This window comes from Candidatus Zixiibacteriota bacterium (genome assembly GCA_035380245.1).
In the GTDB taxonomy this organism is placed as follows: domain Bacteria; phylum Zixibacteria; class MSB-5A5; order GN15; family FEB-12; genus DAOSXA01.
In genome coordinates, this window is sequence record DAOSXA010000001.1 from 1,212,558 (window position 1) to 1,224,988 (window position 12,431).

Here is a 12,431-nt window from a genome sequence, read left to right on the forward strand (position 1 = left end):
CTTTATGCGCCTGAGAAGTTTTGACTGACTCAAAACCCGTGGTAGTTGACCCATGAGCCAAACTACCGTGTGCAAAACAGGTTTGAATCAGATCAACACATTCCCCAAGATAGTTGATAGCAGAAAGACGAATACCTTTTAGGGTTCCGTTTTTCGCGGAGCGGGTCTCTTGTGGCGCGTTCCCCGTTTCCCCAAAAGACCCGCTCCGCGGGTTACTTGCTGTTTACATTATACTGCCTTGTCACTGACAACTTCCGTCATAGGATTTCATTCCGGTGTTGCTTTTTGGGAGTTTTCGTCTTAACTTTAATAATCCGGAGGTCACCGGGCAGGTCGTATACCCATTCTATTCTAAGAGGAAATATGTATGGCATTAGCGCCTAACGAAGGTTACCTCGAAGGCTTCAGTGAAGTCTCCAAAATATCTTGTAATCCCTTATCCTCCTCGTGGATAGCATATTCTGACCGCTATCGGAAGAGATTCTTCATCAAGACCAACACCCCCGGCAGCGAGATTCCGACCGAGCAACAGGTTGCTGTTTTAAGTGATTCATACCAAAGACAGCGAAAACTCAGATGTGGGAAATTTTTAACCGCTCAGTACATCCGGAAAGTGGACACCGGGGTTCAAATCCTGTATCCGTACTTAAATGCGGACACCTGGAGGCCGATTTCGCCTGATTGGCCGCCAAATGAAGTGATATCGCTGGTGTCACAAATGGCCCTGATTCTGGATTTTCTTCATAGTCGTCACCTGGTTCATTGTGATATCAAACTGTCCAATTTCATGGTTAAGCGGACAGGGATCGATCCATTATTAATACTGACAGATTTGGAATTTCTCGCTCAGGACGGCCAGGATTTGCAAGCGCGTCTGATGGGCGCCCCTGGTCATATAGCACCGGAAATCAAGCGTAATGATCGTGTCGATATCCGATCGGATAATTACTCCTTAGGGGTGGCTGTCAATCACCTGTTGGATAGTTCCGTCGGTTTAGAAAAACAGGCCAGAGAAGCTCTCGTTGAGTTCGTTTCACAGCTTACCAGTGATGACTATCGTGAGAGGCCAACCTGTTTAATCAATGCTCTGCATCGTTGCGGAGTGATCGACGAATCGAAATGCGGCGTTTTATGGCGTAAACTCTTGTCGCTGCAAATGATCGACTCGGCGCGACTTGGCCGTTCGCGCCTTGAGCGCGGCCAACTCAGTTATTCCGGGGTGTTTCAGGACAACAGTATCCTTGGTGTCTCCGGTGAATTTCTGAGTCATCTGGATGAAGTATCGCGTGACCGGCCCCATCGAGCGATTAAGGCTTTACGCAATCTCGTGGATTCATCGGCTTTGAATTACGATGGTCAATTCTGGACCTTAACCGTAAATGATGCCGTAATGCTGGAAGCCTACGCCAGACTGGACGACGAGATCGCGGTATTATGCAGTCTGATGAAGACGGGGAGCTTCGATGAGAACAAAGTGCGACTCAAGGCGAGGAAAAACAACAACAGTGATCGAGGGGAATCAGCTTTCTTGCTTTTGAGTACGGTTGTCTGCCCGGAGAAAAGTGACCCTGATGCCGGTTTCTTCGTGAAGCTTGCAGGAGATCTCGGACGATCCGGGGACATGGTGAGGTTCATGGAGCAATATGTAGATGGCCGTGAAGATTTCGAAGTCGATGAAATCGAGTACATCTATAAAGCGGCGAAGGAACTTCTGGTTGTACAGAGATATGACGAAGCTGAACGTTTTATCCAGTTGGGATTAGAATCGGCTAAAAGACTGCAGGATACGAAATGGCTTATCAAGTTCAAGATATACCATGGCTTATGTTACATGTGGGGTGACCGACCTAAGGTCGGATTTGAGATGGTGAAGGAGGCGGAGGAAGAAGCACGCCGACTCGGATATGCTGACGAAGAAATAGCCGCCGGTTTAGTGTTGTATCAATGGATGGCAAGCAACGATGGTTTTGCCGAAAAGGAACGATTGATGCTGCGCCTGGAGAAGCGTGCGGCGATGATTGGTTCGACCAGTCACGATGTACCAATTTACACGGTGTTGGCATTAGTTACGATGGAACAAGCCCTGTACAATCGATCGGTGAAATACTGTAAAGTAGCGATCAAGGGGATCGGCGCCAACAACCGGCGTTCGCGAGGGATTCATCCTTATAATACTCTTGTAAACAATTATGCTCGACTGGGGGAATATGGCAAATCTGCTCATTGGTGTGAACAAGCACGAATCTCATCAGTGCTCCATAACAGCCGCAATAATTTCTATCTAAGCCAATTGAATCGGGCTGATATGGAAATGGCCCGAGGCCGACTCAGGCAAGCCGAATCACTCCTCTTACCTCTGATCGAGACGGGAAACGGTCCGACGGATAGTGTGTTGAGAGGACTTGTCTCGCAGAATTTAGGAGAAATTTCAGCCCTTCGAGGAGAGATTGAAGTTGCTGACAGATACCTTAGCGAAGCCGATATTCATTACAAACAAGCCCAGGCAGACAGTTACCGGCTGAGAGTCCGAGTACTCCGGCTTATCGCTCACCTTCCCAAAAGTATTGCGCATGGTATTGAAGAATGGAAGGATTGCCTTCGTCGTCTGTGTGAGGCTCGGCTTTATTTCCACGTGAGTCGCCTCCTGTGTTATACGGTTTTATATTTCGACGGTCAGGAGATGGAAGCGGTGCGTCGAACGGTTAAGCCGGCAAGAAAAGTACTATCCGGCTCAGCCGCTCCCGTGATGAAAGCGGCTTCAGTATTGCTTAACAGCCTTGACACCGATCCGAATGAACTGGGTGTGAGCGATCGCTGTTTGAAGCAGGTCTACGCGATTCTGGACAAGGCGAGTCAGTTTGATCTGACCGGCCGTATCTGTGAGTTGCTGGCCGCACGATATCGGAATGCGGGCAATTACCCTCTGAGTCGGAAGTTCTTCCGCCAGGCTTTGTCAATCATACGTCCGCTCGATAATGAATCCTGGCGCATGAGGTTGGAGGAGCAGATCAGGGAGGTTGATCGTCCCGACGAGGACCGGTCGCGACTGGTTAATTCGTTTGAAGCCATTTCAGGCATTGTCAGGAATATCGGCGATGCCTCACAGGCGCTGGACCGGCTCATTCGTTTCGCCGCCGAGGTAACCGGCGCCGAACGAGCGGTGCTGATGGTGCGAAGCGGTGTAGATAATAAGCTCAGTGTTATTGCCAGCTATGACTGCGATGAACCTTCCTTAAAGGATGTCGTGAACATCAGTTCTTCGGTGTCGATGGACGTGTTCAAGTCGGATGATCCGGTGTTGATCGATGAAGCTCTGGTCGATCCGCGCACCAAGGAATACAAGAGCATTGTCCGGCATAATATACAGTCGGTGGTCTGTGTCCCGTTACCGTCCAAGACCGGTCCGGCAGGTGTTCTCTACCTCGATCATCATACTATCCCCGCACTTTTCGACGAAGCTGACCTGGCTTACATCAGAGCAATGGCCAACTTCGTTTCGCACACTTTGACTCAGATTAATCGATTCCGCGCGGTAACGACCATGAATCGAGAATTACGAGAGCAGCAGAGGCGCAGGGACGGTGAGATGGGTAATTTCATCGGCGAAGCTCCCGTTATCAAAGAGTTATTGGAGGGGCTGCCGGCAATAGCTGTCTCGAATGCTCCCGTTCTGATCCTGGGAGAAAGCGGCACCGGCAAGCAGATTATTGCGAATATGATACACAATCTCAGCCCTCGTGCGAAGATGCCGCTGGTAACAGTCAACAGCAGTGCTATTCCCGAAAATCTTGCGGAATCGGAGCTGTTCGGTACGGTTGCGGGAGCCGCGACCGACTTAAAAAAACGCGACGGCAAGATCACCTATGCCGACAGGAGTACTCTTTTCCTGGATGAAATCGGCGATATGCCGCTCGGTATTCAGGCGAAAATCCTGCATGTGGTCGAAAACAACAGGTTCAGCCGTCTCGGATCCAACCGCGAGCTGGTTGCAGACGTTCGTTATATTTTTGCCACTAATGCCGATTTACTCGATCGCGTGAAAAAAGGATTATTCCGAAACGACCTTTACTACCGTATCAGCACAATCATGTTCGAAATTCCTCCGTTGAGGAATAGGATCTCGGACATTCCTTTGTTGGTCGATCATTTTCTCCGATACTCCAGGAATGGTTCGACGGAAACGGTTGTTGATCCGAAGTTTCTGAACGCATTGATGAGGTACGACTGGCCCGGCAATGTGCGCGAGTTGAAAAACGTGATTGACGGTCTGGTTATTCGTTATCCCGGGCGGAAACTGACGGCTGATCTCCTTACCGAGAAGTTGCTCCACGGTGGTAGGATGCCAAAGAAAGCAATGGATGAAGCGATTGAGGCTCAGGAGATCCGGGATGCTCTTGCCAAAACCGGGGGCAACCGGACAAAAGCAGCCCGCCTTCTGAATGTGCCGCGTACGACTCTCCTGAGAAAAATGAAGAAATACGGTATCCAATAAGCTAGTTCTTTCCCCGGTAAACTGTCCGGATGTCCGGTTGGGAATAATCCAACCGGACTTTTTCTTATATGAACCACAAGATGTTTCAGGAAGGGGTGTCCACTGAGTTAAAAACGGACGGACGTTTCAGGGGGGTAAGCAGAATGATCGGTCCGTTATAACTGATATTCATACAACGCCTTATGAGGGTATGGCTCACGTCTTCAGGTGAGGCATAAGTATTGATAAGTCTTCGATGCAACAGCGCGAAGCTGGAAACCTAACGCATCGGAGGCTTTTATGAGTCATTCTTCACGTCGGCCCCAGGTCGTCACACTCGCGGTTGTTATGACCGCTCTGTTCGCAATGTTTGCGGGCCTTTTAATGCCGGCGATCAGTCTTGCTGATGGAGGAGGAGGCGGGACGGGACCGGTTCCGCCGGAAGAAGGCGGCGGCGATTCATCCGGGACCGGTTCTTCCTTGCCAGACGACGGTCCGGACGGCATAATAGGGAAGGCACAACCTGAGAGCTTATCGCTCTGGGATATTTTCCTGGCCGTCTACACTGTAACCATCTAACCGTCGGAGTTGATGTCGGATGACACCTGCCCAATTAACGCGAGTTCTTCGTCTGCTGGAATTGTTACGCAGTCGTAAGTCCGTGGATATGGCAACTTTGGAAAGAGAAAGCGGGGTCAGTCAGAGGTCTGTTTTCAGATACTTAAAGGCTATGCAGGAGGCCGGAATCCTGATCGAATATGATCGGGTAGCGAAACGTTATCGGCTCGATAGAACTCGGGAGTCTTCACCCTGGAACCTTGAACTAAACGAAATCGGTTTCGTAGTCTTTGCGCTGGACTTGTTGAGTCTGCATGTCGAGGGAAGCATTTCCAAGATGATTGCAGAGATCAGGGAGAAGATACTCGATCAACAGCCGTATACCTCGCCCGGCTCCTTTGATTCCTTTCGCAATCGGATAAATAGTTTGATGGGTTTGCCGGATTTAACTCCGGCTCTCATGATGGCCCAGTTGAACATCGCAATTGAGATGGGTAAAGCAGTCGTCGTGGAAGCAAAAACCAGTGATTCTGAAGTGACGACAATTCGAGTGGATAAGCCACGAGCTCGCTTTTCAAGCTCACAGTGGTGGCTCTGTGAGGCTCATAGTGACAGGTGTTATGCTATGAAAGATCTGGTATCAGTACGCGTCGATACCGGATCCTGACGGTGATTCCTTCCAATAAAAAAGCCCTCCGGGCAAAGTGCCGGGAGGGCTTGGAAGGAGTGCAGGGGGAGGGGAACTGCACTCCGTTATCTTTCATAAACGTTAAAAACGTTTACTTAATATGTCAACACTAAAACGCATTTTTCAATCGCGATGTTCCCGGTATTAACGATCATCCTTTGGAGCGGTCCGACTCGGGTATTTCCCTGAGCTACTTAAGGGGCAACAACTTCGCGGCATCGGTAGGCGCCCCGATCTTGACCGCCCAACTGGTGTGTTTCTCAATATCCTCATCAGTAATAATGTGAACGTCCAGAAGGCCGCCTGTTTCATAGCCGGTGGTCAGATAATTCGATTCTCCCAGACACAAGCTCCAGCCCTCGAGCCAGTTCTGTAGAGCCAGCAGTTGGCTCGGCGTTCCCTTGAAATGAACCAGTAAATCGATATCACTGGCCGGCCCGGCGCTGGCGTTTTTGGTACTGCCAAGAACGTACAGATTCTCGACACCGAATTTCGCTCGGTCCATTGAAGCGGCAATTCGTTCCGCCATCAACAACCGCCAACGCCAGAAGTGCTCTGAGGTTGTCGGCGCTGCCTCCGCGGAAGGGCTGGGGCAGGCATCGATTTCCTGAGAAGCCCTGGTCAGAATAGCCAAACCCTCGTTCAGATCGGCGTTTAACAGAATGCGCATAACATCGCCCTGGCACGAAGCGGGGATATCGATTACATGCAGAACATCCTTCAGGTGTGAAAACTCAGGGAGCAATTCGGGGAGGACATTGTCGGCTCCCAGCAGCAGTCTTTCGTTGAAGATAATGTTTTTTTCATCAGGGTATAGCGGCAGGTATCTGATATCGGCCTCGACGAGATCCTGGAAAAAGTGTGTCCCGAAGGAGAGATCCGGAACGTAGTTCCCCCGCCGCCGAGCTATTTCGATCAAAGCCGCGGTGTTGTTTATGTCGGAATATGTTACCGATACACCTAACTTAATATCGCCCCGGCTGCCCCATCGCCCCGGCCCCATAAGAGCGAACTGTCTCTTGGGAAGGAGCTTGTTCAGTCTGCCGACAGCGCGACCGATTTCCAGCAAAGTCGACCGGTCACTCAGCTCAGAGTATTTCTGAGGGTCAACATACACTATATGGGTGATATCGGGAGTTCTTCCGTTGGATATGAATTTATTGGCCGAGAATACGATATGATCAATCGGGATATTCTGTGGAATCGGAGCCGGCGCACTCATGGCTGAATAGCTTTGTGACCGGCATTGCAGCAGGTAAAGATTTTCACCGTCCGAGGCGAATTCGATATCAACAGGCATCCCCAGTTTCGCTTCGAGGGTTTCGAGAATAGCCTTGCATTTGGGCACGAAGTCGGTATGGCGAATGAGACCGTCAAAGGTTACGACGAGGTCCTTTTCATCGCCCGACAAGCCCAACCCTGACGGCATTCTCAAATGGTTGTCGTCATAGATCGACACCATGTTCTTGATCCCCGGCAGTTCACGTCCGCCCTCGTCAAGGAACTCTTTGAACGAGATGGTTTCGAAGCAGTTGTTATCGAGGTCTATAACATCGATCTCGTGGGGTGAGTATCGGGCAATTTCGTCGGGGCTGGTGTTGGCGCGCAGGCCGGGTTGTCCGGGGGCGATCAGCACCGGGTAATCATCGCTCAACCGGTCCACTGCCCGCGTACCCATGCCGGGGACTAGCCGGATCAGTCCGTCCTCACGCTCGATGCGAGGTGACCAGCGGAATTCATTGCGACTGAAAGCTACGCCGGCGTAGGAGGGAAGGTAGTATTTACCTACCCGGGTTCCGACCACCTCCTCGATCATGATGCCCATCTCTTCACCGAAGTCGATGAGGCCTCGCTCGGCTCGATACTCGATTGGATCCGGTCCAAAAGTCGAGGCATATACCTCGGCTATCGCATCCTGGAGAGCTTCGAGGCGTTGTTGTTTGGATCCCTGGTTGGCCACGAAGAGGCTTTTGTATTTTCCCGAAAAAGCCGCCCCGATGCGATCCTCGAGCAGGCTGGAGCTGCGTACGATTACCGGTCCGTCACCAAGATCGTCGAGAGCGGCTGACAAACCGTTGACGATTTCTGCCGGAAAGGTCGCGTTTTTGAAAGTTTGTACGACATGGGGATATTCGAAGCGAACCTGGTCGATCGGTTTGTACTTCTGTTCCACCACCTCATCGAAGTTGTTGTGATGCATGAAATGGAGAAGCACATCGGAGGTGATGTGATACGTTTTCGGTATACGTACTCCCTCCAGGAGCTTGTTGTTGGTCGCTTCCTTCTTGAGAATCTGAGAGGCCAGGAACAAACCGGCGCTTTTACCTCCGAGTTTACCGTGGCTATCCTGAGAGAACATGACTCGATTCAGCAGGTGATAGAAATCGGATATTTCGATGAAGTTCTTGGCCACGCTGATATAGGGAAGCTGATCCGAGAGAAAACGCCGGATCAGAGAGACTTCGACACCGCGCTTGTTCGGCGATTGAATGTCCGGGTCCTGTTCAGACAGATAATGATAACGTCGGATGGCATCGGCCACCTCGGCCAGCGACAAATTACGATTCACCACATGAACCAGGAAGGAGAGCTTGTCTTCCTGCATCCATTTCTGGATAAGATAAAATATCTCTTCGTGCGGGATATGCTCGGATGCGACCTTGAAGATATTATCGCAGATATCCAGGGAATATCCCACTTGTCTTTTTTCGAACGGCTGATTGGGATCTTCGAGCATCGTCTGTTCGAGTTCCTGCGTATCGGGGGCCAGGGAATGCAGGATACGGTCCGCTTCATCGATCCCGCTCCAGCACATCTGATTGAGCATTCTTCGACATACCCGAGTGTAGAGGGGTCGGTCGGTGTGCTTGAGCATCTGGAGGACAATCTGCCATTCGGTTGTATCGGTGTTATGGTCATCCTTGGGGCGCTGTTCCCATTTTTCGATGATCCCGCGCATTTTCCGATGCATGAGGCGATTCCCGAGGCGGTCGGCTATCGTGTTGATCAGTCGCGTTTCTTCTTTCAGAAACGGGCCATCATCCCAAAGCGGCATCTCTCTCAGATAAAACACCGACACCCGCCCTACTTTCGATCCACCGACGGTAATGTCGGCATGTTGACCCCAGGGTGTCTCGGTAAAGGTCGGAGTAGTGTATACTTCACCGTTAAGGACAATGCGAGCCACGCAGACTTCGGGGTATTGCCATCCTGGCGGAATAGCTTTAAGAATAGCTACACACAGTTGTTCGGTCCCCTGGCCGAAATCTCTCAGCGCTTCCTCAACGCGATAGAGGCAATTTAGCTCTTTGGCTCTTTCCTGCAGTTGGTGCAGAATTTTGTCTACGGATTTTCTTCGACCGTTCCTGTGGTTACTCATGGTTACCTCGATATAACACCGCGACCACTGCGGCCGTCAACTTTGATATGCAGAGGTTGTGACAGCCGGGTATGGCATACATATTCAGTTTCGGCGACCACCGGCTGTTGCATAAGCCAGTCCCAGTCGATACGAAACGAACTTAAGTGAGACACACTGAAATAGAATAATTGAAGGCTCGTCAGGTTGTGAAAGAAATGGGATCCCTGGCTCAGTTCAACGTGCATTTCCGGTAAGGTTGCTTCTACCAGAACTCGGGCGCCGGATACATGACTCCAGTCGACCGGAATCCCCAGCCAGGGATCAGAACTGCCCCAGCGTCCGAAACCGATCAACAGGTAATGTCGATGATCCTGTACCAGCCGGCGATTGATAGCTCCAATCTGTTCGGCAATGGTCCGTGTTTGTTCTTTGCTGAATTCTTCCGGTTTGACAAAAACCACATCGGTCAAGCTGTTTTCAGTTCCATTACCCAGAACTCGGTCGGAAGCGAGCAGGGTGTATTCGGCCTCCAACTCCTCGGCGCTTATTTCTACTTCCTCATCGGATACGACCATCGGTCTTACCTGCAGACAGCCAAAGCGCGGAGGTCTGCTCTGATCGGAATCGAGTACGAGGGCGAATTCCATCTCAATGGCAGCCCCCAGCTCTTCGCTGAAAGTATTCAGCAGGGTTTGAACAAGGTCGTTAAGAGGGACTTCATCGAGTCGCAGGATCGGAGCGAAGTTTAGTAAACGCGGGCCGTCGGCGCCTGTTCCCATGACGATGCGATCGTTTTCCGGTTGATAGGTCGAGGCTACCATTGTCAGTGAGTTGTCGCCTTCGGCAATGTCGATAGAAGATTCCACGAGATATTCGGTTTCATGGATTGGATCGAAAGCCGGGGGCTTTCCCATGTTCACAGCCCAGAAACGGGTTTGAGTGTTTTTGAGCAAATCGGAGGTGGTGAAAGGAGGATTAGCTCGCGGATAAGCCGGGCAATAAGTCCAGACCAATCCACCGTCAACAATGGTCTTGCCTAGTCCCAGAGCCAGATCGACCACGCCGTCCTCGGGACGGGCATGTCCAAAAGCATAGAAGTTAAACGAACGCCCCACACCCGACAAGGAAGGGTAGAAGCGGTCGTTGTGGCGGTTGCCTACTACTTCCTGCACGATGAGGGCCATTTTTTCGTCGCGTGGGTCGTGCCCGGTCATGGCAGCGTATGCCCGGGCTTCGCTGAAGAAAGTGGAGGCATAAACGAATTTAACCGCTTCGACCAGCTTCTGATAACGTACGCTCGGATCGGTCTGGTTGTTCGGCGTCATCTTGGTTTCGTAAACGCCGGCAAAAGGCTCATACATGGAGTCTTCGAGCATACTGGATGATCTGACAGCCAAAGGAGTTTTAACCGAGGTAATAATGGCACGCAAATCACCGGCGAATTCGCTGGGAAATTCTGCCCGCTGAAAAAGATTGGCCAGATGGTCGTCGGGCATATCGCCCAAGGCGACCGCATAAAGATCGTTCCGTTTCATGAAGGCGTCGAACACATCGGTGCCGATCACGACGGACCGAGGCACGGTGACCAAAATATCCTGGAAATGATTGTCACGCAGATGCCGACTCAGAACGGAATGGGCGAAAACCAGTCCGGAGGCTTTTCCCCCGATAGCGCCTCCGCCGATGCGAGATACGATGTTGTCGCTTTCGAAGAATCGACGATCAAAGGGAGGGACATCGTGAACCGCCGGAATATGACCTCTGGGATTCATGTTCACCGCCTTCAGAAGATTCTATAGACTCCATAATCAGAGGGAGTCAAGTTAGCCGGGCGGCGGCAACGTCAGGCTGCGCCGCCCGGGCTGAGTTAATCAGGATATCCAACCGCGATCACGACAGGCTTGAGCCACGCGATCGATTGCAATCACATAAGCCGCATCTCTCATATAGAGGTTGCGCTTGCGAGCCAGGCTGCTTACACCAATAAAGGCTGACGTCATCTTGAGATCAAGACGGCTCAAGACATCGTCCTTTTCCCAGAAGTAATTCTGGTTGCTCTGCACCTGCTCGAAATAGGAACAAGTGACACCACCGGCGTTGGCCAGGAAATCCGGAACGACGAAAATGCCGCGGCTCTTGATGATCGCATCTGCCTCGGGTGTGGTCGGGCCGTTGGCGCCCTCGGCAAGTAATTTCACCTGTCCCGAGATCTTTGCGGCAGTGTCGCCGGTTACCTGGTTCTCCAGAGCGCACGGGATCAGGATGTCGACGTCCTGCTGAATCCAGACGTCGCCGTCGAGAACCTCGTAACCGAGATCACGTGCTTTGTTCTGATCGATTCCGCCGAAACGGTCGGTGATTTTACGGAGCTCATCGAGAACTACGCCGTCTTTTTTAAGATACGCGAAAGACTTCTGAGCTGATTGATCCCAACAGGAGACGCAGACAACCTTGCCGCCGATTTGCTGATACAATTCGATCGCATACTGAGCGACATTGCCAAAACCCTGAACCGAGGCTGTGGTAGCATCGGGGCGAAGGCCAAGATCTTTCAGCGCTTCGCGAATGGTGAAAACAACGCCGTAGCCGGTGGCTTCAGTGCGGCCCAGCGAACCGCCCATGCCGACCGGTTTGCCGGTAATGAAGCCGGGATAGTGCCCGCCGTGAATGGCTTCGAATTCATCGAGCATCCACAGCATGTGCTGGGCTGAAGTCATCACATCGGGAGCAGGGACATCGGACAAAGGACCAACATTGCGCGCCAGTTGACGCACCCAACCGCGGCAAATACCTTCCTGTTCGCGCGCACTCAGATTGTGCGGGTCACATATAACACCGCCTTTACCGCCGCCAAGCGGGATATCGACCACGGCGCATTTCCAGGTCATCCACATAGACAGCGCCCGTACGGTGTCGATCGTTTCGGCAGGGTGAAAGCGAATGCCACCCTTACAGGGACCGCGCGAGTCATTATGCTGGACACGAAAACCCCTGAAGACCTTCGTGGAGCCATCATCCATCCGCACCGGAATGCTAAACGAGTATTCCCGCAGCGGATTGCGCAGGAGTTCACGAGTATCGGCGTTGAGGTCGAGAATGTCGGCCACGCGGTCGAACTGTGACTGCGCCATAGCGAATGGATTGAAACCTTTGGACATTGTCTAATTCCTCCGTCAGGTCCGGCACACCGGTTACTGACTTCACACAATATGTTTCTGTACTTATCGTTCAAGGCCGTTTGGGCTTGTTCGTTGACTTCATGCCTAAAACGGCTATGTTATTTTTTTCACAAATCAATGTACATTTATGCCGGCAAGTGTCAAGGGAAATAGGCGAAAACTATAAGGAATTTG

General features: G+C 51.5%; 6 protein-coding genes. 3 read left to right on the forward strand and 3 right to left on the reverse strand.

Annotation, left to right across the window (positions count from 1 at the left end; all coding sequences use genetic code 11):
• Window positions 1-367 precede the first annotated feature (367 nt).
• The 3 genes from PLF13_04620 (at window position 368) to PLF13_04630 (ending at window position 5,696) form a co-directional block, all read left to right on the forward strand.
• Window positions 368-4,492 carry a sigma 54-interacting transcriptional regulator gene (locus PLF13_04620; protein HOP06558.1) on the forward strand — a complete coding sequence of 1,375 codons (4,125 nt, stop codon included), beginning with the start codon at window positions 368-370 and terminating at the stop codon, window positions 4,490-4,492.
• A 279-nt stretch (window positions 4,493-4,771) separates the two neighbouring features.
• The gene (locus PLF13_04625; protein HOP06559.1) at window positions 4,772-5,050 is read left to right on the forward strand and encodes a hypothetical protein; all 279 of its coding nucleotides are present in this window, start codon (window positions 4,772-4,774) and stop codon (window positions 5,048-5,050) included.
• Window positions 5,051-5,201: 151 nt separating this feature from the next.
• Window positions 5,202-5,696 (forward strand): hypothetical protein, encoded by a 495-nt coding sequence (locus PLF13_04630; GenBank protein HOP06560.1) that lies wholly within the window; start codon window positions 5,202-5,204, stop codon window positions 5,694-5,696.
• 211 nt (window positions 5,697-5,907) lie between these two features.
• On the opposite strand, the gene PLF13_04635 is transcribed toward PLF13_04630, so the two are convergent.
• From PLF13_04635 to PLF13_04645, 3 genes are all read right to left on the reverse strand, one after another.
• Window positions 5,908-9,096 carry a PEP/pyruvate-binding domain-containing protein gene (locus PLF13_04635; GenBank protein ID HOP06561.1) on the reverse strand — a complete coding sequence of 1,063 codons (3,189 nt, stop codon included), beginning with the start codon at window positions 9,094-9,096 and terminating at the stop codon, window positions 5,908-5,910.
• Window positions 9,097-9,098: 2 nt separating this feature from the next.
• Window positions 9,099-10,850 (reverse strand): PEP/pyruvate-binding domain-containing protein, encoded by a 1,752-nt coding sequence (locus tag PLF13_04640; protein HOP06562.1) that lies wholly within the window; start codon window positions 10,848-10,850, stop codon window positions 9,099-9,101.
• A gap of 99 nt (window positions 10,851-10,949) precedes the next feature.
• Entirely contained in the window at window positions 10,950-12,236 is a 1,287-nt protein-coding gene (locus tag PLF13_04645; GenBank protein HOP06563.1) for a Glu/Leu/Phe/Val dehydrogenase, read from the reverse strand.
• Between the last annotated feature and the right edge of the window lie 195 nt (window positions 12,237-12,431).